The 26,646-nt window shown below is 39.6% G+C and carries 33 protein-coding genes; 17 read left to right on the forward strand and 16 right to left on the reverse strand.

Going from position 1 to position 26,646, the window contains the following annotated elements; all coding sequences use genetic code 11:
* Window positions 1–239 precede the first annotated feature (239 nt).
* Window positions 240–1,490: a methyl coenzyme M reductase-arginine methyltransferase Mmp10 gene (gene mmp10 / locus DPC56_RS01855; protein ID WP_112093376.1), complete on the forward strand. Its 1,251-nt coding sequence runs from the start codon at window positions 240–242 to the stop codon at window positions 1,488–1,490.
* Entirely contained in the window at window positions 1,487–2,779 is a 1,293-nt protein-coding gene (locus DPC56_RS01860; RefSeq protein WP_112093377.1) for a methyl-coenzyme M reductase glutamine C-methyltransferase, read from the forward strand. Before mmp10 ends, DPC56_RS01860 begins: the two co-directional genes overlap by 4 nt.
* On the opposite strand, the gene DPC56_RS01865 is transcribed toward DPC56_RS01860, so the two are convergent.
* The 9 genes from DPC56_RS01865 to DPC56_RS08315 are packed head-to-tail and all read right to left on the reverse strand — an operon-like array spanning window position 2,772 to window position 8,552.
* Complete coding sequence (locus DPC56_RS01865) at window positions 2,772–3,974, reverse strand: cation diffusion facilitator family transporter (RefSeq protein ID WP_112093378.1); 1,203 nt, start codon at window positions 3,972–3,974, stop codon at window positions 2,772–2,774. The genes DPC56_RS01860 and DPC56_RS01865 overlap by 8 nt on opposite strands.
* Window positions 3,971–4,588: a 4Fe-4S binding protein gene (locus DPC56_RS01870; protein ID WP_112093379.1), complete on the reverse strand. Its 618-nt coding sequence runs from the start codon at window positions 4,586–4,588 to the stop codon at window positions 3,971–3,973. The genes DPC56_RS01865 and DPC56_RS01870 overlap by 4 nt, the downstream gene beginning before the upstream one ends.
* On the reverse strand, window positions 4,560–4,856 hold the full coding sequence (locus tag DPC56_RS01875; RefSeq protein WP_181454360.1) for a nucleotide-binding protein: 297 nt from the start codon (window positions 4,854–4,856) through the stop codon (window positions 4,560–4,562). Before DPC56_RS01875 ends, DPC56_RS01870 begins: the two co-directional genes overlap by 29 nt.
* On the reverse strand, window positions 4,853–5,731 hold the full coding sequence (locus DPC56_RS01880; RefSeq protein WP_112093381.1) for a nucleotide-binding protein: 879 nt from the start codon (window positions 5,729–5,731) through the stop codon (window positions 4,853–4,855). The genes DPC56_RS01875 and DPC56_RS01880 overlap by 4 nt, the downstream gene beginning before the upstream one ends.
* 7 nt (window positions 5,732–5,738) lie before the next feature.
* Window positions 5,739–6,122, reverse strand: coding sequence for a NifB/NifX family molybdenum-iron cluster-binding protein (locus tag DPC56_RS01885; protein WP_112093382.1), 384 nt, complete (start codon window positions 6,120–6,122; stop codon window positions 5,739–5,741).
* Entirely contained in the window at window positions 6,119–6,922 is an 804-nt protein-coding gene (locus DPC56_RS01890; protein WP_112093383.1) for an Mrp/NBP35 family ATP-binding protein, read from the reverse strand. The genes DPC56_RS01885 and DPC56_RS01890 overlap by 4 nt, the downstream gene beginning before the upstream one ends.
* A 20-nt stretch (window positions 6,923–6,942) precedes the next feature.
* A complete protein-coding gene (locus tag DPC56_RS01895) occupies window positions 6,943–7,266 on the reverse strand; it encodes a NifB/NifX family molybdenum-iron cluster-binding protein (RefSeq protein WP_112093384.1) in 324 nt (107 codons plus the stop codon).
* A gap of 15 nt (window positions 7,267–7,281) precedes the next feature.
* Entirely contained in the window at window positions 7,282–7,842 is a 561-nt protein-coding gene (locus DPC56_RS01900) for a DUF134 domain-containing protein (protein ID WP_112093385.1), read from the reverse strand.
* A 35-nt stretch (window positions 7,843–7,877) separates the two neighbouring features.
* Entirely contained in the window at window positions 7,878–8,552 is a 675-nt protein-coding gene (locus tag DPC56_RS08315) for a metallophosphoesterase (protein ID WP_220084802.1), read from the reverse strand.
* Between the two features lie 97 nt (window positions 8,553–8,649).
* On the opposite strand from DPC56_RS08315, the gene DPC56_RS08320 reads away from it, so the two are divergent.
* Window positions 8,650–8,868, forward strand: coding sequence for a hypothetical protein (locus tag DPC56_RS08320; protein WP_220084803.1), 219 nt, complete (start codon window positions 8,650–8,652; stop codon window positions 8,866–8,868).
* Between the two features lie 58 nt (window positions 8,869–8,926).
* On the opposite strand, the gene DPC56_RS01910 is transcribed toward DPC56_RS08320, so the two are convergent.
* Window positions 8,927–9,838: a methanogenesis marker 7 protein gene (locus tag DPC56_RS01910; protein ID WP_112093387.1), complete on the reverse strand. Its 912-nt coding sequence runs from the start codon at window positions 9,836–9,838 to the stop codon at window positions 8,927–8,929.
* Entirely contained in the window at window positions 9,823–10,365 is a 543-nt protein-coding gene (locus tag DPC56_RS01915) for a hypothetical protein (protein WP_112093388.1), read from the reverse strand. The genes DPC56_RS01910 and DPC56_RS01915 overlap by 16 nt, the downstream gene beginning before the upstream one ends.
* 75 nt (window positions 10,366–10,440) lie before the next feature.
* Between DPC56_RS01915 and comB the strand changes: the two genes are divergently transcribed.
* The 4 genes from comB to DPC56_RS01935 are packed head-to-tail and all read left to right on the forward strand — an operon-like array spanning window position 10,441 to window position 14,100.
* Window positions 10,441–11,109 (forward strand): 2-phosphosulfolactate phosphatase, encoded by a 669-nt coding sequence (gene comB, locus DPC56_RS01920; protein ID WP_112093389.1) that lies wholly within the window; start codon window positions 10,441–10,443, stop codon window positions 11,107–11,109.
* Between the two features lie 15 nt (window positions 11,110–11,124).
* Window positions 11,125–12,282, forward strand: coding sequence for a TraB/GumN family protein (locus DPC56_RS01925; RefSeq protein WP_112093390.1), 1,158 nt, complete (start codon window positions 11,125–11,127; stop codon window positions 12,280–12,282).
* Window positions 12,283–12,285: 3 nt separating this feature from the next.
* A complete protein-coding gene (locus DPC56_RS01930) occupies window positions 12,286–12,498 on the forward strand; it encodes a DUF1922 domain-containing protein (protein ID WP_112093391.1) in 213 nt (70 codons plus the stop codon).
* A 6-nt stretch (window positions 12,499–12,504) separates the two neighbouring features.
* Complete coding sequence (locus DPC56_RS01935) at window positions 12,505–14,100, forward strand: GTPBP1 family GTP-binding protein (protein ID WP_112093392.1); 1,596 nt, start codon at window positions 12,505–12,507, stop codon at window positions 14,098–14,100.
* On the opposite strand, the gene DPC56_RS01940 is transcribed toward DPC56_RS01935, so the two are convergent.
* Window positions 14,084–14,926 (reverse strand): TIGR00269 family protein, encoded by an 843-nt coding sequence (locus DPC56_RS01940; protein ID WP_112093393.1) that lies wholly within the window; start codon window positions 14,924–14,926, stop codon window positions 14,084–14,086. The two genes, DPC56_RS01935 and DPC56_RS01940, sit on opposite strands and share 17 nt — an antisense overlap.
* A 51-nt stretch (window positions 14,927–14,977) precedes the next feature.
* Between DPC56_RS01940 and DPC56_RS01945 the strand changes: the two genes are divergently transcribed.
* A complete protein-coding gene (locus tag DPC56_RS01945) occupies window positions 14,978–15,277 on the forward strand; it encodes an MTH1187 family thiamine-binding protein (protein ID WP_112093394.1) in 300 nt (99 codons plus the stop codon).
* Here DPC56_RS01945 and DPC56_RS01950 read toward each other — a convergent pair.
* Both DPC56_RS01950 and DPC56_RS01955 read right to left on the reverse strand, forming a co-directional pair.
* On the reverse strand, window positions 15,274–16,353 hold the full coding sequence (locus tag DPC56_RS01950) for a DegT/DnrJ/EryC1/StrS family aminotransferase (RefSeq protein WP_112093395.1): 1,080 nt from the start codon (window positions 16,351–16,353) through the stop codon (window positions 15,274–15,276). The genes DPC56_RS01945 and DPC56_RS01950 overlap by 4 nt on opposite strands.
* A gap of 11 nt (window positions 16,354–16,364) precedes the next feature.
* On the reverse strand, window positions 16,365–17,384 hold the full coding sequence (locus tag DPC56_RS01955; RefSeq protein WP_112093396.1) for a CPBP family intramembrane glutamic endopeptidase: 1,020 nt from the start codon (window positions 17,382–17,384) through the stop codon (window positions 16,365–16,367).
* Window positions 17,385–17,465: 81 nt separating this feature from the next.
* Here DPC56_RS01955 and DPC56_RS01960 point away from each other — a divergent pair, with 81 nt between their 5' ends.
* Window positions 17,466–18,611, forward strand: coding sequence for a tRNA (guanine(10)-N(2))-dimethyltransferase (locus DPC56_RS01960; protein WP_112093397.1), 1,146 nt, complete (start codon window positions 17,466–17,468; stop codon window positions 18,609–18,611).
* On the opposite strand, the gene DPC56_RS01965 is transcribed toward DPC56_RS01960, so the two are convergent.
* Window positions 18,602–19,288 (reverse strand): hypothetical protein, encoded by a 687-nt coding sequence (locus DPC56_RS01965; protein ID WP_112093398.1) that lies wholly within the window; start codon window positions 19,286–19,288, stop codon window positions 18,602–18,604. The two genes, DPC56_RS01960 and DPC56_RS01965, sit on opposite strands and share 10 nt — an antisense overlap.
* 200 nt (window positions 19,289–19,488) lie before the next feature.
* Here DPC56_RS01965 and DPC56_RS01970 point away from each other — a divergent pair, with 200 nt between their 5' ends.
* From DPC56_RS01970 to cofG, 8 genes are all read left to right on the forward strand, one after another.
* Window positions 19,489–20,190 (forward strand): DUF4013 domain-containing protein, encoded by a 702-nt coding sequence (locus DPC56_RS01970; protein ID WP_112093399.1) that lies wholly within the window; start codon window positions 19,489–19,491, stop codon window positions 20,188–20,190.
* Between the two features lie 393 nt (window positions 20,191–20,583).
* Window positions 20,584–21,324, forward strand: a complete 741-nt coding sequence (locus tag DPC56_RS01975) for a DUF4013 domain-containing protein (protein ID WP_112093400.1) — start codon at window positions 20,584–20,586, stop codon at window positions 21,322–21,324.
* Window positions 21,325–21,365: 41 nt separating this feature from the next.
* Complete coding sequence (locus DPC56_RS01980) at window positions 21,366–21,830, forward strand: Lrp/AsnC family transcriptional regulator (RefSeq protein WP_112093401.1); 465 nt, start codon at window positions 21,366–21,368, stop codon at window positions 21,828–21,830.
* Window positions 21,831–21,851: 21 nt separating this feature from the next.
* The gene (locus DPC56_RS01985) at window positions 21,852–22,841 is read left to right on the forward strand and encodes a histone deacetylase family protein (RefSeq protein ID WP_112093402.1); all 990 of its coding nucleotides are present in this window, start codon (window positions 21,852–21,854) and stop codon (window positions 22,839–22,841) included.
* Window positions 22,842–22,857: 16 nt separating this feature from the next.
* Window positions 22,858–23,532 carry a SepCysE family protein gene (locus tag DPC56_RS01990; RefSeq protein ID WP_112093403.1) on the forward strand — a complete coding sequence of 225 codons (675 nt, stop codon included), beginning with the start codon at window positions 22,858–22,860 and terminating at the stop codon, window positions 23,530–23,532.
* Between the two features lie 83 nt (window positions 23,533–23,615).
* Window positions 23,616–24,587 carry a GTP cyclohydrolase MptA gene (gene mptA / locus DPC56_RS01995; protein WP_112093527.1) on the forward strand — a complete coding sequence of 324 codons (972 nt, stop codon included), beginning with the start codon at window positions 23,616–23,618 and terminating at the stop codon, window positions 24,585–24,587.
* On the forward strand, window positions 24,562–25,011 hold the full coding sequence (locus tag DPC56_RS02000) for a DUF2120 domain-containing protein (protein ID WP_245923826.1): 450 nt from the start codon (window positions 24,562–24,564) through the stop codon (window positions 25,009–25,011). Before mptA ends, DPC56_RS02000 begins: the two co-directional genes overlap by 26 nt.
* The gene (gene cofG, locus DPC56_RS02005; RefSeq protein WP_112093405.1) at window positions 25,012–26,091 is read left to right on the forward strand and encodes a 7,8-didemethyl-8-hydroxy-5-deazariboflavin synthase subunit CofG; all 1,080 of its coding nucleotides are present in this window, start codon (window positions 25,012–25,014) and stop codon (window positions 26,089–26,091) included.
* Here cofG and DPC56_RS02010 read toward each other — a convergent pair.
* A complete protein-coding gene (locus DPC56_RS02010; protein WP_112093406.1) occupies window positions 26,086–26,640 on the reverse strand; it encodes a DUF429 domain-containing protein in 555 nt (184 codons plus the stop codon). The genes cofG and DPC56_RS02010 overlap by 6 nt on opposite strands.
* Window positions 26,641–26,646 lie beyond the last annotated feature (6 nt).

Raw genomic sequence — 26,646 nt, forward strand, 5'->3', positions numbered from 1 at the left:
TGTATACTATGCAAGTTGGACATCCGGGGATGTCCAAGATCGTTCATCTAAACCTTGCATAGTATACGGTGTATATCTCTTATTAACATGTTTAATTAAGGTTTCTTTTTAATTCAAGTCGAAAAATTTATAAATAAGAAAATAGGGCTATGTATAGAATTATTAACATTTTCAATATTTTTCACAGTTTTTCCATCCTTAGATAAATTATTTATCACTAAAATGATAAGATAATAATCATGCAAATCATGGCTGACGTCGGTGGCAGACCAGGAATAGACTGCAGAGGATTTTGCAAATACTGCTATTTTAAAGGTGTTAAAGACTTCCCACCATTAGGTTGCAAGAATTGCCCGCCAAACAGGGTCGGATGTGAAACATGCACCTTGGAAGTTGCCGAACGCAAAAACGAATTCTTACCACCATTCTTCGTCCTAAGTAATGTTCAAACAACCCTCATGATGACACAACCCCAAGACAAGAACCTAAAAATTAACATAAGTGGTGGCGGGGACGTGAGCTGTTACCCACACCTCCAAGAACTGACAGAGGGGCTTAAAAACCTTGGAATACCAATACACTTAGGTTATACAAGTGGAAAGGGCATAGACGACCCAAAAATCGCCACGAGACTAATCAACAACGGAGTAGATGAGGTCACGTTCACCGTATTTTCCTGCAACCCAAAACTTAGAAGAGAATGGATGAGAGACAAAAAACCAGAAGCATCCCTAGAAGCCTTGAAAATATTCTGCGAAACAATAGAAGTCCATGCAGCAGCAGTCATAATCCCAGGTATAAATGATGGAAATGAGCTGCTAGAAACATGCGCCAAATTAGAAGAATGGGGGGCTAAAGCCCTAATCATGATGAGATTCGCCAACTACGGAAACCAAGGGATCATACTAGGTAACGATCCAATACTCGAAGGAATAGAACCACACCCCATAGATGAATTCGAAAAACTGGTAAGAAAAATCGACAAAGAATTCAACCTAAGAGTCACAGGCACGCCAGTCTGCGACCCCAAAAACAAGACACCATTCGCCCTTGCAGATGACAAAAACAAAAAATACCTTGAAATACTCCCAAAGATAAAAGCAGAGGCCACAATACTCACAGGAAAAGTAGCAGCACCATACATAGAGAAAATAATAAAAAATCTTGGAGCCCAGGACCTCGTCAATGTTTACCCGACAGAAAAGGACATAGGATGCCTAATAACAAGAAAAGACCTGGAAAAAGTAGACCTCTCACAAATCAAAGAAACCGTCATAATACCCGGAAGAGCATTCGTACACGAAAAAGAAGCCGAAAAAATCCTAACACGTGACGGAACAGACAGAATAATAGCAAGAGGCCCTGACAAATTAACAGTAGATGGTGAAATGAGCGGAACCCTAACAAAATACGATGTCATCGAAAGGGAAATGGAAGGATTCTACGAGCTCATACAAGCCATAAATTTCTTCGGGGTAAGACGAGGATGAAAATAGTGGTTATAACACCCGAATTCTACAATTACGGTTCAATGATAGTCGCGGGAATCTTAAAAGATCTGGGACATGATGTAACACTACAGAAAGACTTTAAAGATCCCAGGGCGGATATTGTCTTTATAAGTTTGCATTCAACGATCCACCTTATCAAGTATAGAAGAGAGATCAACCAGATAAAAGCCTTCAAAGTGCTCGGAGGCCCAGTAAGCACAAATCCACAACTAATATTCAGGTACCTTGACATAGACCTTGTGGTCAGAGGGGAGGCAGAAGACAAAATAGACAAGATAATAGAATACTTAGAGGGTAAGCGGGAGAAAACATCCATCCCAGGTGTAGCGTTCAAAGAAGACGATGAAATAATAGCCACGCCCTCCACACAAGAAGATTCTATTGAACATCCATTACCCTTGATACCATCTGACATATCAAAGGAGAATATAAGAGGGGCTAACGTCTACATTGAAACCCACCGAGGATGCGTGGGTAACTGCACATTCTGCCAAGTACCTTGCTTCTTCGGCAGAAAAGTCAGGAGTAGGAGCCTGAAAAGCATAATAGAAGAAGTCAAGGAGTTCATGAGGAAAGGTGCGAGGAGAATAGCCATAAGTGGGGGTACAGGGACGCTTTATGGTAGCAGAAAATTTAAAAACATAAATGAAGATGCGTTCATAGAACTCCTAAAAAAAGTTAGTGAACTCACAAGACCCATAAACTTGACAATCCCTGATATAAGAGTAGATCTCGTAACCGATGACATCCTAGAGACCATAGCACGTTACACCAACGGCTGGATATACTATGGAATCGAATCAGGAAGCCCTAAAATCCTGAAGAAGATGAAAAAGGGTATAAGCGTTGATGACGTATCAGAGGCTGTTGAAATGGCGAGAAAGCATGGAGTGAAAGTCGCCGGATCTTTTATAGTGGGCTATCCAGGAGAAGAAGAGGAGGACTTCCAGGCCACACTCGAACTTGCAGATGAACTCATGCTAGACGATTATTTTGTGAGTATAGCCGAGCCAATACCAGGAACGGCCCTTGCAGAGGAAGTGAAAAAGCTTCCATTCCATGAGAATCCAGTTTACATGGACTCTATTGATGGTAGATTTAAGAGTCTCGCGGCAGAGAGAGCCTTCAAATTCCTTTTAGACTCCTATGTATTTAGGAGTATTCCAGTCCCAGTAACAGATAAGCTATTTAAATCCATCATCGACGAGGTTAAATCCCAAGAAGAGCATATTAGAACCGTAACGGCCATGATAAAAGGTCTTATCTAAACTTTTTATAGGCGTTTAATATTATTTCTCCTAATGATGTTCCTTCTGGTTTTGTCGTGCCAAGTATATGCTGTGATAAAACATATGCCGGACCCTCTGACAAATGATCGATTATGAGCACATCGATCTCCTCATCTTTTAGCAACTCCGCAGCTTTTATGCCCCTCTTTTTTTCCAAGTCCTTTCCAGGATTTTCTATTATTTTAAAATCTTGGACTTTATCATCTTTTACTGATGCTATGATGAAATAATTCGCCCTCCCAAAATGTGAGCTGATAGTCGACTCTAAGCCTCTATTATCTTCCAAAGGTGCTGCGATCAACATATAATCCTTAGGTAAGGTTTCTGGTTGTATTATAAGATGATCCATCGCTGGAATTTTCTCCTTGACCCTATCATTTACTTGTGAGATTATCTCCTCTATCTTTTTAAGAGGCATCCCCCTCTCAAGTTCAAGGTGGAGTTCCGCGAACAAATAAGGCCCCGATCGTCTGACCTTAACATCATGGATGCCCTTCACGCCTTTGACTCCAAGTACAGTCTCTTCTAAGATTTGAAGCGATTTCTGGTCAATACAAGCATCAAGTAAGACTAGTATGTCATATCTGGCAAGTTTTAATCCTAGATAGATGATCAGAATCGCTATTAGGATCCCTGCAAAACCTTGAAATCCTCTCAAACCAAGATATTCAAGGAGTATACCAAAGAACACAACCATAGATGATATTACATCCAAGAAGCTGTGCCTCCCATCATTTATAAGTGCCTGTGAGCCTATCTTCTTTCCTATCCTCTTCTTGTAAACAGCGAAAAAATAGGAGACAAAAACTGATACCATACTTACAAATAAAGCCAGAAATGGTAACATAAGCCTTGATGGGTTTAATATGTATGAAAATGATTCCATACCAATTTCAAAGCCGGTTATTATAATCGTTATGGAAACGATTAATGACGCGAAGGTTTCAATCCTATAATACCCATAAGGGAACATTTCATCCGGTTTTCTCTGCGAAAGCCTCAATCCTATGAAAACAGAAGCAGAAGCAAAAATATCCACAAGTGAATGAAGAGCATCAGCTACTAACGCCAAACTACCCGATAAGAGGCCTACAACACCCTTTATTAGCATTAGGAATATGTTCGCATAGGTAGAATATTTGGCAGCCTTCTCACCCTCCTTGAGGAATTTCATATTATCCCCATGAGATTATCAATTATATCATTAAATGATTTTTCCAATTCATAGTCATATAATACTGCTGGTATTAAATTAACCAGCGCCTCTATAAAGCTGACAGTGTAGGGTATTCTCCCAAGCACTGGGATATCCATTGTTTCAGCAAAATCTTCAATCTCTCTAGTAATATCCTCGTTTATATCCCATTTATTGATCACTAAACTGTGTGAAATTTCAAAGTGTCTGACAAGCTGAAGCGCCCTTCTAAAATCATTTAATGCAACTATACTAGGTTCAACTACTATAATGACATGATCTGTTCCTTTTACTGATGATATTACTGGACATCCGATGCCTGCAGCAGAATCTAAAAGTATTAACTCCATATCTTCTGATTCACAGATTTCGGAGGCTTTTCTCCTCACAGCATCCACGATTTTCCCGGATCCTGCCTCACCAAGCTTTAATTGGCCAGTTACAATACTGAAGCCATAATTTGTCTCTGATAAACATACTTCACCCGTATCTACTGGACGGATTTTTATGGCATTAGAAGGGCATGTATATGTGCATGCTCCACATCCTTCACAGAGGAACTTGTTAATTTTTTGGTTTTGATGTCTTATCATCCCAGTTGATGGCTTTAAACCTACAAGCGCTTAAACATTTTTTATGAGATTTGCAACGCTCTGATAAAATGAATGCCTTTTCGGAGGCGCTTATCTTTTCACAGTAAAGTTTCTTGTGGTTGCCGAGAAGAAGTGCGAGGTTTGGCGCATCCACGTCACAATCACAAACGATAATATTTTTCCTCTTGGCGAGTAAAATAGCGATTGAAGCTGTTATACTGGTTTTTCCCGCGCCGCCTTTCCCTGAGAGGATGCATATCTCCTTCACGTTAACACCATTAGTGATTCAACCACTTTCATGATATCAGTTATCCCTTGGATTTTAAATGGTTTTCCCTTCGAATAGGCTCGGAGAATAGTTTCAGAATAAGGTATTTCAGCCGCTACAGGTATCCCAGATTCCTTGGAGACATTGTATATGATGTTATCATCACCTATCCCTGCACGATTAAGAACGATATTCGAGTCTATGCCAAGTTTTTTCAACAATTTAAGGATTAATTTTAGGTCATGGACCCCTAATGGTGTTGGTTCTGTAATTGCGAAGGCGATATGACTTTTTATAAGGGCGTGTATCACGTTACAGTGCACACCGGCTGCTGTGTCAATGATAATAATGTCCACATCATGAGAATTTTTTATTGTCGCGTCAACTATAGCGGCAGTAGATGCAAGATTAACCTCTGCTTCTCCAGATATAAGTGTGAAATTTTCTCGAAGTCTTTTTGGATATTTTTCATTTAAAAAGCCCTCATATACTGAACCGATGACTTTTTCAGAGGTTCCTATGGCGTTATTTGGACACGTTAGGATGCAAGCACCGCACCCATTACACCTGTCCTCGATAAAAATAGGATAATGACCATGAACATGGACTATTGCATGTTCTCGGCATGCTTCAGAACATTTACCGCACATGAGACATCTTGTATGATCAAATGATGGTACTGGAATCGTGACTTCCTTTATTTTTTCCCGTTTTACTGATAAGATTATATGGTCATCTGGACATTCAACATCAGCGTCTACAAGTAAAACTTTGAATTTTTCTGCGAGGGAAAGTGCAAGGGAACATGCTATAGTTGATTTCCCAGTACCGCCTTTTCCACCGGTTATAGCCACCCTCAATGGTTTTATGCCCATCACCCTTTTAGAGGATTCTACCACCTCTTCTTCCACGTGTGGTGGCTGGAGATGTCACTTCTTGGAGTTTTCCCTGGTTGAAGAGTTTTAGGTTTTCTTCGACAGATCCTTGGGTTGATTTGTAAATTTTTATATTTAGATTATTCAAAAGTTCAAATGCGTTTGGACCGATAGCAGTGGATATTATAGCATCCACACCTTCATTTGCGATTAGCTGAGCGGCTTTTATACCGGCCCCGCTAGATTCCGAAGTCGCTGAATTCGCCACACTCTTAAAAAATTCTATTTTCCCGTTTTTTATTTCAGCTATGATGAAAAATTGTGCACGCCCAAAAAAGCGGCTGGCTTCTGATTTAATATCATCTCCAGAAGATGCTACAGCTATTTTCATTTAAACCCTCCTATTCCTATGTTTTTTATTATATTTTCAGATATCCTGGATGAGTCTATTGTGGGAGTTTCCTTGGATTTTCCCATGCTTGTGTCTAATGGTATTCTGCCTAGGAGTGAGAGGCCGAATTCTTCAGCTAAGAGTCTTCCACCATTTTTGCCGAAAACAAAGAGTTTTTCGCCACATTTAGGGCATTGGATATATGACATGTTCTCGATTATCCCTATGATAGGGATTTTTAATTCTTTAACCATGTTGATACATTTTTTCACATCATGGAGTGAAACATCATGGGGTGTTGTGATGATAATCACGCCATCAATATTTGGAATTGATTGTAGAACTGTGAGTGGTTCGTCACCTGTTCCTGGTGGGTTATCAACGAGTAAAATGTCGATATTATCCCAGTTAACATCTGCAAGTAATTGTCTTATGGCGCCTGTTTTTCTCGGCCCCCTCCATATTATGGGACTATCTTCTGATGGTAGGAAGAATTCTATTGACACGACGCCGATACCTGCCTTAGTTACGGGGTTTATCTTGTTTTCTGTTAATGTGATATCTGCTTTTTTAATATTCATCATCTTTGGAACATTGGGGCCGTGGAGATCTGCATCTAGAATGCATACTTTGTAATCTTCTTGTTTGAAAGCTTCTGCAAGTTTTATCGTGACTGTGGTTTTACCTACTCCGCCTTTTCCGCTCATCACCACAATTTTATGCTTTATATTGGACATTGCATTTGCTATTTCCATATCCTGTTTCATGATAGCTAATTTTTGAGCATGTTCCTCATCCATTAAAACACTCTTCTACAAATTCATTGGCTGCGGAGATTTTTCATCTTAAATGTTTGGAGCACCTGTCTTAGATTGCCAGCAGCTCCTGTTAAAATGTATATATTTCCTTTGAGTAAATCTATGGCTTTGGGTCCTATGTTTGAGCATATGAGGATGTCTGCGTCTGAATTTAGGACTATTTCTGCTATTGTCTGTTGGCCGCCGGCATGTTTCCCGGCTATTTTAATTATTTCAAGTTTTGATGTTTTATCATCATAAAATGATAGGAATGGACTCTTCCCAAAATGATCTGAGATCCTTGAGTCCATTCCATTATCTTCTAGGAGTGGTATACATATCTTCATCTTTACGCCTCTTGTTCAGTCAGCGGCACACATTATTCCGCCACATTTTGGACATTTTTCGCTTCTGCATGGCACTCCTGGGGTTTTTGGTATTTCGTATCCGCATTCGATGCATTTGCAGGCTCTGGGTGGCCCGGCTCTCATACCTCTTCCTCTTTGCATACCGATTCTTCCGGGCATTATATCTTCTCCTATTATGGTTATGTTTTCTGATCCACAGTCTGGACACTTTTTGTATTCTTTTTTGGGGGATATCCATTCGAATTGGCAGTCTAGGCACTTGTATCTTTTTTTGTCTGTTATATAATCACCTCCTTTTAGGATTATTGTTTTGCCTTCAACCAAGGCTTTTGCTATCTTTGAGCGTGCTGATGTTATTATGCGGTGGAATGTGGGCTGTGATATTCCCATTATTTCAGCGGATTTTTTCTGTTTTATACCATGGTAGTCTCTGAGTCTTATGGCTTCGAATTCATCTAATGTTACTTCTATTAGTTCATCTGAAGTTGTATCTGGTTTGAAACATTTTATTGGTGGTTTTCCTAGGATTCTTCTGTGTCTTTTTGGCCTCGGCATATTTTGAATATATATTCAAAACTAGTATTTAAAGATTATGATTTAAATTTAAACATGACAATCTCATTAGAGGATCCAAGGCGCATAGGAGGCCCCCAAGTACCTGTACCCTCTGATACATAAAGATAACTACCTGAATTTTCATAAAGGCCTGAAAAGTATGGGAACATCCACCTAACAATAAGGTTGAAGGGATAAAATTGTCCACCATGTGTGTGACCAGACAATTGAAGATCAACACCCCATTCACGTGCAGTATCCCACTCCGTGGGGAGATGATGGAGTAAGATAGTTGGAAGATCCTTTCTAAACTCGATTTGATCCAATAGAACCCCTAGGATCCCGCGTTGCATATAATATCCAACACCCACAAATTGTAAACCCATAAAATCTATGCTTCTATTATCTAATATTGTCACGCCCATGGACTCTAATAGATGGTAAACTTTTTTTCTGTCGGCATATGTGTCATGATTCCCCGAAACGAAGAATATCGGCGCTTTTATTCCTTTAAGGGGCTTTAAGGTGGAATCATCAATGGGTGAACTCCCATCAGCAAGGTCTCCAGTGATAAGAACAGCATCAGCTCCTAAGCTGTTTACTATATCCTTCACACTCTCTAGGAAACTTTCACCTCTTATAGATCCAATATGGAGATCTGAAAGTTGTACTAGTTTAACTTCACATGGAACCTCTAGAGGTATTTCCACTTGTTTTACCTTGACTCTTGTACCTTTAAAAATCGAAAAAAGGCCTATAAAAAGGGCTAAGAGGTAAGCTGTCCCTTCTATCCATGGGGGAATATAAATGAAGATTTTAAGCAGATCAACAATTAAGGTTGTCCAGAACAAGAATAGGATGACTCCGAGCCATGTCATGGAAAAAACATATAACACCCTTGTAAAGATGGATGGGAATTTCTGTTCACCTATAATGGCCAATGGTAAAGCCATAGATACCAATGTCGCTAACCATATATTCCCAGCACCTATTGAAACTAACACATGGAAATTCAGTAAAGTATAAGCCAATGTTAATATTAGTATGAGGAATAGGGTTCCTATGAGCTTTTTCAATTATATCACTAGACTAGGGAGGTCTCTGGTAGGAGTTTTACGAGAATATAATCATACATGATTGAAGGTTTTATCTCTGCAATATCCCCCAGTTTATAATCGTATACCTTAACTTTTTCAATATCCTTATGGTAGCGTTCATAATTTAATTTGACGCGGACGCCATCAAGTTGACTTGTAACAGGTGTTGGAGAATATATGTTCTTTATGGCATGGACTTGATGTTCAATTTCGCTTTTAACAACTATTGGGGGGACCAATGGAGGATCCTCAGCTATCTCCCTCCTCCTATTATCAAGGATCTCCTCAACAACTCTAACTAGTTTTTTCAAGGCTCTTATGTTTTCGCCTCTTTTAAGGCGTCTTGGTATCCTCCCGAAGCCGCTGACATATGCCGTTGCACCTGGAAGCTCTTCCACCTTGATCTTGGGGGCGCCTGTAACAACCACTGGCACATTTATATCCTCAAATAGGTGTGTTTTCTCTTTTATGCAATGTTTGAAGCTTCCGAGGGCGAAGATTGCAAGGTCGTGTTCATTTATAAGCTGCTTCTCCTCCTCTGATATTCTTGATATTCCCTTGCCAGCGCCTCTAGCCAATCCTATCATGTTATCCTTGGCACCATACCTTCTAAGATACTCTGCAATGTCACAAGCTGCATGTGGCAGATGATGCCTTGCAAGTGTGGGTGATACAACAGCAATCTCTGTACCAGCCATTGGAGCTATCTTAACCTTCCCCAGGAGTTCTCTGGCCTTCTCTTTAACCTTTTCAACATCATCTATCGGAACCGCAAGTGTTAATATAAGATCCATCTGTAACATATTCTCTTGGAGTACAAAACCTCCAAGGTCTTCGATGAGTTCCTCCATTTCCTCGTGGCGGTGCACACCACCAACATAAGTTAATGTTTCATACATATTCTATTCTCCAATATCTTGTATCTTAGCAGGGCCCTTTTAACAGGATCCAATGGCAGATTATAATGTGATGGGACCTCTACTTTTTCCCCTTCTTCTTCTATTTTCATGTAATCTGGATAGACTATATAATCTGGGTTATCTTCAACTATACTATAACCCATATGTTCAATAATATCTTTGAGGAAATTTGAATAAACTTTTATTTTTATTTTTTTGTTCCTCTCTTGTAGTGGCCGTGGATCATCCCACCATGGAGAGCATACCCTAAATTTTATCTCAGAAAAGGACCCATATTCTAGATCATATGATAATCTTTTAAGGGTTTCAAAGACTATACGCATGCTTTCCCTGATCTGTGGAAATGTGTTCAATTTTAATCTGAGGGCCTTTGAACGTGTTCTAGTCTCTGAAAGTACTATTGCAAGGTCCGGATTCTTAGTATCAGGGTCTCTAGCTACAATATACTCATCTGCTCCTATAATATCTAGTATGCCTTTACACATGGGTGTGGTGACAATCCTCATATCATGGCCCCCAGGATTCTAGTTATTGAATCCTTTTAATCTAGGTTACACATATATTTTCTTAAGGTGAATACTATGAGGATCAGTTTAACCCATCAGAGATCAAGTACAGAGGACCTTAGTATCATGGTAGATCTACTAAGGGCTAGTACAACGATAACAGTAGCATTAGATAAATTCAAGAAGGTAATACCAGCCGAAAGCGTGAGTGAAGCTCTTGAAATTTCAAAGGAAACCGGCGGATTGCTTGCAGGTGAACGTGGTGGTGAAACCATCAAAGGCTTCATAGGGAATTCACCACTCCAAATACAAGATTACAATGGTGAAACTTTGATCCTCACAACAACTAATGGTACGAGGATACTTAAAAGTTTAAAATCCAAGGCCTTGATAGGATCCCTCATAAATGCAAGGGCCGTGGCCCGTGCAGCTGTTGAACTTGCAAATAATGAAATAGAAATAATAATGGCTGGTGTGAATGGTAGATTCGCTATCGAGGATTTCCTTACAGCAGGAGAGATAATATATTATTTAAGAGATTATGAACTTGATGAGTTTGCAAAGGCTGCGATGATAGCAGCCCATGATAAAAGGATAGTGGATGATATGATACTTAATTCCAGTTCTGCTTTGAAGTTGAAAAAACTTGGATTTTTCGAGGATGTGAAATTTTCCATCCAAAGAAACATCTCAAAGAATGTTCCCATCTATAATGGGAAATTAATAAAAAAATATAAGATATAATATTAGTGATGTTCCATGGAAATAGAACAACTTAAGATAATAGGGACAGCCCATGTATCAAAAAAGAGCATAGAAGAAGTGAAGGAGATTATACGCGCTGAAAAGCCGGATGTTGTGGCTGTTGAATTGGATATTGGAAGATACCAGAAACTCATAAAGGAAAAGTTAGGCTTAAAAGATGACCAACAATTCTCAGTTAAAGATTTGATCAGGGGAGAGAACATCGGCCTCTTTCTTATAACCGGCCTTTTAACCTACCTGCAGAATAGGATAGGTGACGATCTAGGTGTGAAGCCAGGCTCCGAGATGTTAGCGGCTATAGAAGCCGCTGAGGAGATAGGTGCAAGGATAGCTCTCATAGACCGGGACATACGCATAACTATGCAGAGAATAATAGATTCTATGAGTTTACGTGAAAAATTAAAATTCTCTTTTAATATCCTCGCATCATTCTTTAAAAAGGATGAAATAGAAGATGTGGAAAGCCTAAAAAGTGAAAAAACCTTAGAGGAAGTCATGGAATACTTCAAGGACATTTCACCCCAAGCATACCACGTACTAGTAGATGAAAGAGACGCCTACATGGCCAAGAAATTACTAGAAATCCCAGAGGATAAAGTGATCGCAGTTGTGGGAGCAGGGCACAAAAAGGGTATAGAATATTACCTTCAAAATCCAGAGAAGATACCTCCATTCAGTGAACTTTTATCCTTCAAGCAGCAGAATTCCACTCTAAGGAAATTATTAGTCATCGTCCCAATATTATTAATTGTGCCTTTTGTCCTAGCATTCATTTCAGGGGTCAACATACAAGGTGATATTTTTAAATTCATATTCTTGACAGGAGGTTTCGCGTTTATTGGCTCATTGGCGGCTGGTTCAAAGCTCAAATCTGCTTTAGTAGCATTCCTTGTAGCTCCGATGACTGTACTCCATCCACTCTTGGCCGCGGGATGGTTTGCAGGGTTAATGGAGGCTAAAATGCGAAATGTAAGCTTCCATGACCTTGAAAATTTGAATAAGTGTGGTAGTTTTCATGAACTTTGGTGTAACAATCTTTTCAGGGTCATGCTTGTTGTTGCAGGTGCGAATCTTGGCTGTAGCATAGGAACTTTCCTCACAATACCCCAGATCATACTCCCTATGATCGGTAAAATAATGGGAGCTGGTTAGAAAATGTACTTAATATTCAGATGCGATTGTGGAAGAGCACTATACGCGCGTGAAGGTGTTAAAACTCGTAGGTGCGTCTGTGGGAAGACGATAAGGGTTAAAAGTCGTCGGATACTTGGGAAAGTTGAAAGTTTCCAAGATGCGGCTTATATGGTCCGAAAATTACAAGAAGAAAAGTATGGACTTGGCGGATTCTTAAAAAAGGAAATAAAATGATTAGACATGATCAAGGATTTGAAATCCTTCACCAAAAAGGGTGAAAGAAGGAACATAGAATTTAAAAAGGCCCTCAAAATCTCATATCATCTTAACGAAGACAGAAAAAAGCAATTAATCTCTCAGATGAAATATAGGATGGAAAAGGGAAAGGGCAAAGCGATCTACCTTCTAGGTGTTGAAGATGATGGGAGCCTAACAGGCCTCCCAATGGAAGAACTCCAAGAATCTATCCACGTCCTCAAGGTTTTAAGTCAAGAGATAGGAGCATGTATAGAAGAAGTGAATGAATATCCACTAGATGATGGTAAAGTAGCTGAAGTTACAATAGGATGGAAAAATTCATTCAAAAAAGAACATATTGTCATAGGAGTTGCAGGTCATGTTGACCATGGTAAAAGCACGCTCCTAGGGAGTCTAACAACTGGAATACTTGATGATGGAACTGGAAAAACTCGCATATTCCTCGATGTTCAGAAACATGAAATAGAAAGAGGACTTTCAGCAGACCTTTCATTTGCAATCTACGGTTTCCTAGACGGTCAGCCGATCCGCTTAGACAATCCACTTGATAAAAAAGAAAAATCCGAGCTCATGGAAAAATGTGAAAGGATAATATCCTTTGTCGACACAGTAGGCCACGAACCATGGCTTAGAACAACAATAAGGGGTATAGTAGGCCAAAAGTTAGATTATGGTCTTTTAACAGTCGCCGCAGACCAGGGACCTACACATATCACAAGGGAACACCTGGGGATAATCCTAGCAATGGAATTACCCGTAATAGTAGTTATAACAAAAAAAGACCTAGTAGGAGAAGATGGAATCCAAAAAGTCCATGATAAAATATCAGAATTGCTCAAACTCGTGGGTAGGATCCCCTACAAGGTCAAAGGCAGGTCAGACGCCCTGCTAGTATCAGAGAAGATGAACCAACACATCGTCCCCATAATAGAAACATCGTCAGTAACAGGAGAGGGACTAGAATTACTAGATGAATTATTCCTAAATTTAAAAATCCCAGAAAACGCATCAGAGGACAAAAAACCATTCATGATGTACATAGATAAGGTTTATTCCGTGAAGGGCGTGGGAACAGTGGTCAGCGGCACCATAAGACAAGGAAGGGTTAAAAAAGGCGAAAAATTACTCCTCGGACCATTCCACACAGGAGAATTCAAAGAAGTGAAAGTTAAATCCATTGAAATGCACCACTACCAGATTGGATGCGCGGAACCAGGCCACATCGTTGGAATATCAATTGCAGGAGCATCACCACAAGAAATCGAAAGAGGCATGATACTAGCCCACCCAGAATACAATCCCAAAGCCGTGAGAGAATTCGAAGCAGAAGTAGCAATCCTAGTACACCCAACAACAATAAAAGCCGGATATGAGAGCGTTACACACATAGAAACCATCGCAGAGACAACAATACTAGAACCCCTCGACCAGGAATTCATGTCCGCCGGGGACAAAGGAAAAGTCAGAATGCGATTCAAATACAGGCCACACCATGTAAAAGAGGGACAAAAACTAATATTCAGAGAAGGAAGAAGTAAAGGTATAGGTTCTATAACAAAGATCATAGAGAACCTCTAATCACAGATAACAGTTCACAGGCTTTACAAGTCCCCATAGAAGCCGGCTCCCCACAAACTTCACATTCAAAAAGTTCAACATCCTCCTGTTCAATTTTAAAAGTTTTAATGAAGGATTTCATGATTAAGTCCTTGGTTCCAGGCCTCTTCAACTCTATCCTGTTAAGAAATTTCTTAACCCTTGATCTGAGGGATAAACTAGAATAGGGACAATCCTCCAAATGAACCCTAATATTATTGAGGATGGCCCATTTTTTGGTTTCTTTTTCACTTGTATTCCATAAGGGTTTTATCCTAGGTATAAGCTTGGGATGGATCACCTCCAATTTAGGGCCGAACTTGGAAAATTTGCGCGTATCACCCCTAACTAGGCTCATCATAAATGATTGTATCTCGTCATCCATGTTATGTCCAGTGGCTATCTTATCAGCTCCTAGACTGCGGGCGGTCCTATTCAGTATATGCCTTCGGAAAACCCCACAGGGGATACATGGACTCTTAAAAATCCCATAAACTTCATCCAATGAAAAATCGAATTCTTCCTTGAAGGATTTTTCAACCAATTCAACGCCTAAAAGTTTTGTATTGTAACGTGCAGCATCTAAGCCCTTCTCTCTATAATCTCTTATACCCTCGTCAACGGTTATGGCGACAATATCAAAACCAAAATCATCTCTAAGGGCAGTTAGGACGTGTAATACGAGTAGACTATCTTTTCCACCTGAGAGTGCCACAGCTACTAATTCACCCTCTTCTATGAGCCTATAATCCCTTATAAGTTCCCTGATTCTCTCTTCTAATTTCATGTTAAAGTCTACTTCTCCCATAATAGTAAATATTATATAGTTATTATACCATTAAGGTAGGGGGGATCGTGATTGATAACAGCAGAATTAACCATAATCCCCATAGGAACTGGGGATACAAGTTTAAGTGATTATATAGCTGCTGCGATAAAAGCAATAGAGAAAAAGAATATCAAATATGAAATATCTGGTATGGGGACGCAGATAGAAGCCAAGGACCTTGAGGACATCCTAGACGCCATAAAAGCGGCTCACGAAGCCGTATTCAAATTAGATTGTGATAGGGTGTACACCACAGTCAAAATAGATGATAGAAGAGATGTTGAAAAAACTCTAAAAGATAAAATAACCTCTGTGAAGAGCAAACTCTAAATTTGGAAATTCTCAACCGCATCGATTATCCTATCAAGCTCCTCAACGCCTAAGCTAGGATGCACTGGTAATGACAATACCTCCCCAGAGGCCTTCTCAGCCTCTGGACAACTAACCCCTAAACCAAGATCCTCATATAACGGTTGACGATAGATCGGCTTCGGATAATACACTCCAGTCCCTATACCCTCTCTTTTAAAATGTTCTATCCATTTTTCCCTGTTCTCAACCCTTACAGTATACTGGTGGAAGACATGCTTAACATCATCCATGACATATGGGGTTGTGATATGCTCAAAGTCCTTAAGATTCTCTGTTAAATATTTTGCATTTTCTATCCTTTTACTATTGAACTTGTCAAGCTTTTTAAGTTGAACAATCCCAATGGCAGCTGCTATATCAGTCATCCTAAAATTGTATCCTAGGATCACGTGTTCATAACGTTCACTTTCACCATGAGACCTTATCATCCTAGCAAGGTGGGCTATATCCTCATCATCAGTTGTTATCATCCCCCCTTCACCTGTGGTGATATTCTTCGTAGGATAAAAACTGAAACATCCAATATCACCCAATGAACCCACCTTCTTCTTATGATATAATGCTCCATGTGCCTGGGCAGCATCCTCAATAACTATGAGTCCATGATCTTCACCTATATCTATGATATGGTTCATTTCAGCCGGCTGCCCATAAAGGTGAACAACTATTATAGCCTTTGTATCCTCTGTTATAGCATCTTCTATCCTCTCAGGGTCTATATTGTAGGTTAGGGGGTCTATATCAACAAAAACTGGCCGGGCCCCCACATATAAGGCTGCATTTGCTGTTGCCGCGAAACTAAAAGGCGTGGTTATAACCTCATCGCCTTTACCCACACCAGCCGCGGATAATGCAACGTGTAATGCGGTTGTACCAGAACTTGTAGCCACGGCATATTCACTGTTGGTGTAATCGGCAAATGCTTTTTCAAATTCCTCGACCTTGGGGCCTTGGGCGAGGAAACCTGAACGTAATACTTTTACTACTTCTCGGATTTCATCATCTTCTATTATCGGACTCGCGATTGGTATCATAATCGGAAACCTCACTTAAATACTTTGAGAATATCTTCTCTCCTATTTCTAAATAGTATGAATATTGCAGTTAGGACAGCGGCTATGAGTATGATAGGTGAAAGGTAGGGGTCCTGGGGGGTTACCACTAGGGATGGCAAGTTGCCTATTCCACTATCAGGGGAATTATGGATTAAACTCACATAAAGGTTATTGATTATATGGATACCCACAGCCAATTCTATACCATCATCTGCGAGTGTGATTAAACCTAACATTAAACCTATTATAAACGCGCTTGTCACAATAGATAAGCTCATTGTCAGATTGCTCCCATTCCACCAGTGAAATCCAGCGAATATCAATGAATTCACGACCAAGACCAAAAATGGACTCTTTAATATTAAACCAAAAGCTTGTAGGAGGTATCCTCTGAAAAAAACCTCCTCGAAGGATGCTTGTATTGGGAATACAATAAGGGCTATAAAAGATAATATGAAGAAGCTGTGCGGTTCGAATGAAAATCTAAATGATCCCGGGCTTACTATAAAATATATGATATCAAAGATTGAGAGTATCGAAAACCATACAACAGCCCCTCTCATTATCCTTTTCCAGTCAATTTCCCGACCAGTATTTATGAGGGATTTGAAGCTTCTATTATGCAAGAACCTTACAGATAGATAAAGGAAAATATAGGCCACAAAGAACACCATACCAGCGATTATAAGCAGATAAAATGGATTAGATAACATGTTAAAAATATCAGATGTCCTATGGGATAAAAGAAGAATAATCCCAAGGAATATGCCTAATATTATCCCTGTAAGGATGCTGGAAACTCCAAGGGTTAATATTATGGTTAGAATATACCTCCATAGACTATTATTACCCTCCCTAGCATTAAATAAAAACCTTGGCCCATTATATGCCTGGTCCCCTAATCTTCTGCCGCAAAAAATGCAAAATCTAGCAGTTCCCCGATTTAAAGTACCACACCATGGACAATTTACCTTCCCAGGATCCTCTTTTATTCCTCTACCTGACTCCATGATATACCCCAAGATTGTTCTCTTTAAAATTTTACTATTAACCCTAGTTAAAAGTATAAGATTTTCCTATAGGGTAATATGATGATGACAATAAATGAGGGTATAGTAACAGTCAAAATTCCCAGTTTCCATAAGATTTCCTCAAAAGCTCCCGTATTCTATAATCCCAATATGGAGCTTAACAGGGATATATCAGTCTTGGCAATTCAACAATTCCAAAAAGAGAAAAAATCCAAGATAAAAATAGCCGATCTCTTTGCCGGTAGCGGTATAAGGGGTATAAGATACCGTCTCGAAATAGAAGGAGTTGAAAGCGTCCTGGCCAATGATATAAACCCAGTTGCAGTGGAATTCATAGAAGAAAATAGTAAACTCAACAATGCCCCTGTTGATATAACAATGGAGGACGCTAACATCCTACTCCGAAGGAATAGGGGCATTTTTGATGTTGTTGATATAGACCCCTTCGGCACACCATCCCCTTTTATAGAATCGGCTGGTTATTCCCTCAAAAAAGACTCATTATTATGTGTCACTGCAACAGACACTTCTAGTCTCTGCGGCACATACAAAAACCCTTGTATAAGGAAATATAATGCAGTGCCTTTAAAGACAGAATACTGCCATGAAAATGGTCTGAGAATACTGGTAGGTTTCACAAGTTTAACCCTTGCAAAGTATAAAAAATATATCAAAAGCAGGTTAGCTTATAGTAGCCAACATTATATGCGCATTTACCTGGAAATTGGCAAAGGAGCGGCTAAGGCAGATAAATCCCTCAAAGAAAACATTGGATTCATATACCATTGCCACAATTGCCTATACCGGAACCTAGAACATGGTATGCTCCCAATTTTGCCAAAAAAATGCCCTAAATGTGGTGGAAGATTGGATTTTAGCGGCCCTCTTTGGATAGGGGAATTGGAGGATGAAAGTTTCATCAAGGGAATGATAAGATCGCTGCCCGAAAAGACTTTGAACAAGAAAAAAGAAGCCCTAAAATTATTAAAACTTTTAGAAGAGGAGGCTGGGATGCCTCCAACATTCTATGATATCCATAAAATCTGCAGCAAAATGAGGATAAGCGCCCCACCCCTCAAAAAAGTCATGGAGAACCTACAAGAAAAAGGTTTTAAAGTGGTTCGAAGCCACTGCAGAGCCACTGGTATAAAAACCAACGCCTCGATAATGGAATTAAAAAAATCAATCAAAGAAGTCTATTCATAATTTAACATGTTATGGGTGTAATAATACTGTAGGGCTTCTGCATTTTTAATCTCAAAATTACGATAAGGATTATAAATGTACGGATAAAAGAAACCTTTAATTACATAATAGTATGCCACCAATGGCCCGTATTGGCTCCGTATTATATGATAATATAATGGAAAGCCACAACCTTGGTTTATTACAATATCACCTTCCCTTACCGTGCCATGGTAGACGAGCGGTATGGGCCCATCCTGGCCATTCTCCCTTGCACGTTCCCTGATATAGGCCAAAGCCTCATCTAACGTTTGAAATTCTATCCCATCACTCCTGTAGGTCCATTTGTCGGCTGGAACCCCATTAATACCCTCCTCCCATACTTCACTCCAGTTTATCCCTGGGGTGTATGGTTTTTTCTCTACATATGCTAGTTGTAGTATTAGGATGTCCCCTTCCATGTAGCTGCGATAATTGGAGCTTCCACCATAATGTACTACAAGGGCGCATTTGGACCCATGAGACCTCGCATACTCAGCAAGCAACCTAGAATGCGGATGACCAGGATACATGTCAGGATTAGCCAACTTAACAAAAGCTAACCTGCCCAGAGGCTCAAACTCCCCATTAGCTGTTGTGAAATGCACATATCCCACAAAGATTATAACTAAGATGATGAAAATCACAGTTTTCTTCATGAGGCCACCAATAATAAGCTTTGATGTATCTTCTGATATACCTTGATAAACTTATTCTTTATAAATTTTTTGTGAAGATAAAAAAAGGTCTTTATACACCTTTTTACGAGATTTTCATTTAAAATTGCAATTTTTTATATCAAAAAGTATATAATATTTGAAAAATCATGTATTAATATGGCTTTTTAGGGGTGTGAAAAGTGGATATTGGCGAAATTATAAGTGATGCCATCAAGTACCCGGCATCTGATTGGAAGAAACTCATAATATTAGGAGTGTTCTACCTACTAGGTTTCCTAATAATACCCACATTCTTTGCTATTGGGTATGTTTTCCGGGCTCTTAAGGCTACAATAGCCGGGTTTGATGAGCTTCCAGAATTTGATGAATGGGGTGGAATGTTCGTTGATGGGCTTAAAGTGTTCGTTGTCGGTCTAGTCTATATGATAATACCACTGATAATTATAGGTGTTGGTGTTTTCACAAGCTTAGAAAAGTTATTATCAAGTCCTGGTGCTTTCACACCCTATGGAAATGTTATAGTCACGGATTTAACACTATTGCAGGCTGGTTTAGGCATTATTATAATAGGGATTATCGTAGCAATCATATTTGGACTATTATTGACCATAGCAATAGCCCACATGGCATATAATGACAGTGAATTTGGAGCAGCATTCCGATTCAGAGAAATATTAGATGTCATATCAGAGATCGGATGGGGAAAATATATCCTATGGTACCTTGCAGTTATAATCGTATCCTGTGTGATACTCTTCATTGGATCTTTAATACTTGGCAGTATTCCAGTTCTCGGCCAAATATTAGTACAGTTATTGGTGACACCTTATGTCACTCTCTTTCTGTACAGGGCCATTGGACTCAGGTACGCCTATGAATGATATCCACCTCCATTTTTCTATTTTTTGGTGATGTATCAGACTTTACATCCTTGGGGGTGTATGTCTCCTTCCATGTAGTTGCGATAATTGGAGGTTCCACCATAATGTACTACGAAGGGCGCATTTGGACCCATGAGACCTCCCATACTCAGCAAGCTAGAATGCGGATGCCCTAGAGTACATGTAATTAAGCTACCGAGAGGCTCAAAAAAAAGTTACACTCTTAAAGTCGCTTAAAGGAATCCTCGAAGTATTAGGATGTCTATACTTTCATTTTTTTGATACTGTTTTTTATTTATTCTAAAAATTTTTTTGAAATTTTAAAAAATATCAAGTAGTTATATATATGAAACTGACAAATTTAATTATTAGATATTCTTGGGGGCATAAATTGTGAATATCCAAGAGATTATAGGTGACGCCATTAAGTACCCAGCGTCGAATTGGAGGAAATTAATCACATTAGGTATATTATTTCTACTCGTAAACTCACTTCCCCTATTAGGGGGACTTTTACCAGCACCCCTACCAGTCCTAATTGGAGTTTCCCTGATTCTAATGTTAATCCCATTATTTTTCGTTATTGGATACGCTTTCAGAGTTCTTAGAACTACAATAGCCGGGTTTGATGAGCTTCCAGAATTTGATAAGATATGGGGGATGTTCATTGATGGGCTTAAAGTTTCGAGTGTAGCCATAGTCTATATGATAATACCATGGCTAATCATGAATATCGGCCCCTTCATAGCCCATTCAAACCCAACCGCCAGTAGTATCACAAGATTATTGGGGATTATCATAGCCATAATATTTGGACTATTATTGACCATCGCAATAGCCCACATGGCGGCTAACGACCGATTTAAAGCAGCATTCCGATTCAGAGAAATATTAGATGTCATATCAGAGATCGGATGGGGAAAATATATCCTCTGGTATATTATAGTTGCAATTATAGTATGGATAATCAGCTTCATATTAAATTTCATCATAACGTTAGGTTACATTGGCCTTAACATAGCTACTGGGCCACTACTCGCTTACATAATCGCAAATCTACTCTACGCGATCTTCATAAGATCTTATCTTTCCCTATTCTACCTTAGGGCGCTTGGACTACTATACCCCAAATAATAATTTTCCCCGTCCTATAAGATGAAATAGAAGGTGGTAATATGGAGGATATTGTTAAAATAGATGATATAGACAAGAAAATACTCCATCTCCTTAACGAGGATGGGCGGATGTCCTATAGGGAGATTTCCAGGAAACTTGGAGTATCAGTAGGCACCGTCCACAATAGGGTTGAGAAGCTCATGAAAAATGGTGTTATAAAAAAATTCGTCCCTGTGATAGACCATTCAAAACTTGGCTACAAACTAACGGCTATTATAGGTGTTAGAATAAAAGGTGGGGTTCTGAAAAACTGGGAGGAGAAAACAGCATATCATAAGAATGTTTTAGCAATCTATGATGTTACAGGAGAATTCGACGCCATACTAATAGGGAAATTCAGGGACACCAGCGAACTTGACAAGTTTATAAAAGGCCTACTCAAGGAAAATGACGTTCAAAGAACATACACCCAGACTGTTTTAAATATTGTTAAGGAGGATATGACATCCTCACAGATGCTATAGTCGGCCATGAAGGTGCGGATTATGACAATCGTCTATTCTTCATCCTATGATCTCCATAATATGGAGTTCCATGTGGAAAATAAGAAAAGAACAGATGCAATCATGGAAACACTCCGCATTCTAGATCTTAAAATAGTGGAACCCAAGAGTGCGAGTCCAGATGATATCCTGAGGGTCCATAGCCAATCCCATCTCGATTATGTGAAAGGATTCGCAGAAAGGGGTGGGGGTTATCTCGATTATGACACTTATATGACAAGTGAAAGTTACAATGTGGCGCTTTTGGCCGCTGGGGGTGCTATAATGGCATCGAAGGTGGTCTTGGAGGATGGTGGGTGGGCTTATTCTGTTGCAAGGCCGCCTGGGCATCATGCCACTAGGGACAGGGCTATGGGCTTTTGCATATTTAACAATATGGCTATAGCTATCGAAAATCTCAGAAAAAGGGGATCGGATCATTTCCTTATAGTAGATTTTGATGTGCATTATGGTAACGGGACAGCTGACATATTCTATGATGACCCTAATGTAATGTATATTTCAATACACCAGGATCCCAAGACATTATACCCTGGCACAGGATTCATAGATGAAATGGGTGCTGGTGAGGGCATGGGTTATACTATGAATATTCCCATGCCACCAGGTTCAAATAGCCAAGATTACATATGGATACTATCAAGGATACTGGAGCCTGTGAAGGACGAATTCAAGCCAAGTATGGTCTTCCTAGAAGCTGGTTTCGACGCCCACAAAGATGACCCCCTAGCTAATATTAAGGTTGATGAAGAATTTTATACATGGATAGGATCATACTTTAAAAATGAAAGGGTGGTTGCAGTCCTTGAAGGAGGATACAACCTAGAAGCCCTTGCAAATTCAAATTTAAAATTTGTTAAATCACTAATGGGCCTTGAGAGTCCAATAGAAGATGAAGTAAAAGCTTCCAATCCTGTGAAGGATGTATTCGCGAGGATAAAGGATAAATTTTCAGAATACTTCAGAATATAGATGAGAGGATCACATCATGGAAAGGATGCGGATAAAACAAGCAGAAGAACTCATAAAAAAAGCATGCGTTAAACAAAAAAAGACAATGATAAAAGAACCAGAAGAGGGTATAATCAACGTCAAACTCTTTGAAAACGCCATAAAGGAGCTGATAAGGGCTGAAGAATACATTTATAAAAGCTTACCTTATCATAGGCTCTCAAAGAAGGATGCATCTGGATTCTGCCAACACATCCTCAAAGCCCGGGAGAAAATCGATAAAATACTCTCAGACTTTAAAGTATTAGAAATGGAAGACCTAGAAGATAAAATAAGAGAATTATCCCTAAACACTCTTATAATAACCACAAAAAGTGACGTGAAAAAAGCATTGATTAAAAGGGGGATTGAAGCCCCCCAGATTATTGTCACCGGCGCCCCGCTCTCAATCGAAGACATGAAAAAGATAAACCCCAAAATCCCAGAAAAAACCCTAGAGAATATAAAAAAGAAAATAGAACACACAAAGGATAACATAGAGCGTAAAATCAAAAAAATGAATATAAAAAGGGTCATAGTATTGGCAGAACCCAATCCAACATCAAAACTCATCGGAGAAAGAGCCAAAAAACTCTACAATGCAAAAATCATCCTAGATAAAAACCCAAAGGAGATAACATATAATAAACTCATCAAAATACTCTCAAAATGAACACCATGAATCATAATATAGACGAACTTATATATTGGATTTCCTCTTATTATACTCTAAAAACTGAGGTGTAAAATTTGGGCATGATCTGCTTCCCAGATACACAAGAAAAAATACCCTCAATCCCCGTACATCTTACAAGAGTCGGGGTCACAGGGGTTAAGAAACTTCTCAAAATCGAAAGAGAAAACAAAAGACCAATAATACTCCTACCAACCTTTGACGCCTTCGTAGACTTGCCAAGCAAACAAAGAGGAATTCACATGTCAAGGAATCCAGAGGCCATCACTGAAGTATTAGAAGAAGTGGTTGAAGGGAACATACTCGAACTAGAATCACTATGCGCAGAAATAGTTAATTTACTACTTAAAAAGCACAAATATGCTCGGAGAGCCGAAGTTAGCATGGAAAGCGACTTCATGTTCAGAAAAATGTCTCCAATCACTCATAAGAGAAGCCAGGAAATGACAAAGATAATGGCTGATGCAGTTGGATACAGAGACCGAGACGAAGTAGTAATAAGGAAGATGATAGGCGCTGAAGTAGTGGGCATGACAGTCTGCCCTTGTGCACAAGAAACAATAAAAGAAGCAGCGAGACAAGAACTAATAAAATTCCTCGACGAAAAAACGACAGAAAAAGTCCTTGAAACGGTTCCCATAGCTTCGCACAACCAGAGAGGAAAAGGCATGATCATGATAGAAGTCCCAGAGGGTCACACAATCCGAGGCGAAGACTTAATAAAGATAATAGAAGAATCAATGAGTTCTCCAGTCTATGAACTGCTCAAAAGACCGGATGAAAACGCCGTGGTAATAGAAGCCCACAAGAATCCAATGTTCGTAGAAGACTGCGTCAGGAACATGATACATCGCATAGTTCAAGAATTCCCAAACCTACCAGATGATACGCTCGTAACAGTAAGACAAACCAACGAGGAAAGTATACACCGCCATAATGCCTTCGCGGAAAAAGTTGCCACCATGGGAGAATTAAAATACGAAATAGAAGAATTAAACAACCAAATAGGTGGTCAACTTGATAAAACTGCATAGATTAGCAGGCGAAATAATGACATACCTAGACGCCTATGAAGGTTCCAGACCAGCCTTAGACGCCGCCCAGATACTAATAGTAAGAGGACATTCCAAAAAGAGGATAAAAGCAGATAACATGAAAAATATCCTTGACAACCTCATGGAACACCTCCAAGCAAAAGAAATAGACCTACTATCAGATGCTGGAACAGACCTCATAAGTATAATGGATGAAAACATAAGAAAAAACGTTGAAGTCGGAGCAGACCCAGACATAGCAGGAGTACAGCGCCTAAAAGAATCCCTTGAAAACATGAACTTCACAGTAGAATACCGCCTAGGAATTGCCGAGAAAACAGGATTCTTCATAGTATTATACAAGGACAAAAGTGACATGGGCCCCTGTTTTGTTGAAATCGTCGTCTCAGACCTTGGTGAATAAATGAGACCCTCAAAGGACGACCTCAAAAAATACCTAGAATATGAAGGCATCCAAATACTGGATTTAATGAGAAAAGCTCTAAAGCAACAAAAGGAAAAAACCATAACATATTCCCGGAACATTTTCATACCAGTGACAAGACTTTGCAGAAACAGATGCGGCTACTGCACATTCCGAAGAGACAGAACAAGACAGCCCATATTAACACCTGAGGATATAATGAGACGATTAAAAAAGGCAGAATCATATGGTTGCAAAGAGGCCCTATTCACATTTGGAGAAGCCGCAGACAAACTAGAACCTGTGAAGGATCAGTTGGAAAAACTAGGCTATGATACCATGGTAGATTATATCTACCATCTCTGCCACGAAACCCTCAAAAATACACTACTTTTACCCCATACCAACATGGGAATATTAAAATTTAAAGACCTTAAAATGCTAAAAGAAGTTAACGCATCCATGGGCCTTATGCTGGAAACATCAAGTCCGCGACTCATGAAAACAATAGCCCATAAAGAGAGCCCAGGGAAAGATCCCAAGCTTAGGATCAAGACCATCGAAGACGCTGGCAAACTCAGAATACCATTCACAACCGGGCTCCTAATAGGCATAGGTGAGACAATAGAAGAAAGAGCGGAATCCCTTTTAGAGTTAAGGAGGATACAGGACAAATATGGGCACATCCAAGAGATCATAATCCAAAATTTCAGGTCAAAACCTGGAATCCCCATGGAAGACCATCCAGAGCCCACACTACTTGAAATGATAAAGACGGTAGCCACTACGAAGATACTTTTCCCTGATGTGAGCATACAAGTACCCCCAAACCTTAACAAGGAAACCAGTGAACTGTTCCTTCTTGCAGGTGCAGATGACTGGGGTGGCATATCACCCTTAAGTAAAGATTATGTTAACCCGGAGGCTCCATGGCCTGAGATAGGAGAACTTGAGAGGATAACAAGGAATGCCGGGTTTAAATTAAAAGAGAGACTTCCAGTGTATCCAAAGTTCATATCGGAATATTATCTTAGTGAAAGAGTACTTGAAAGGGTGAAAGTTCACCTAGACATGCTATAAAGGTTTTGGGAGTACAATAGTGCCCTCAGACGCGTCTCCTAGGATTATACATTCCCCTTTAAGGTAAAAATAGCCCGTGACAGCGGCTATGATAGCATCGGATTCGTGGGGGCTTAGCTCATCCCATTCTATCTTGAAAATGGAAGATATCCTGGATAAGTTTATTAATTTTCGTGCTGTGCTTGGATGAGTTTCTATTATAAGTGAATTAGGGTTCAATGATTCTAGAATGTTCTTTAACCGGATCCCCCTGTAGGTTAACATTTTGATATGGGGGAATGTTAAGGGGAGTACTTTTCCATATTTTCTGATCTTCAAATCGGATTTTCTGAAATGTCCAAACTTGCTGCATTCGCATTCCCTTTCAAGGCAACATCTGCCCGCGGGGAGTGAAAGAGGAGCATCGAACACAAGAAGGTCAGCGTCCACGATCACGTCTAATATCTCATCATCAGATGATACTTCAAAGGCTTCAACCTCTTTATTGGATATTATGGCGATACCTGTCCTATTTTTTTCCTTTGCCGCGAGATCAACACCAACAATCAAATTATT

Origin of the sequence: Methanothermobacter tenebrarum (assembly GCF_003264935.1) — an archaeon.
GTDB lineage: Archaea > Methanobacteriota > Methanobacteria > Methanobacteriales > DSM-23052 > Methanothermobacter_A > Methanothermobacter_A tenebrarum_A.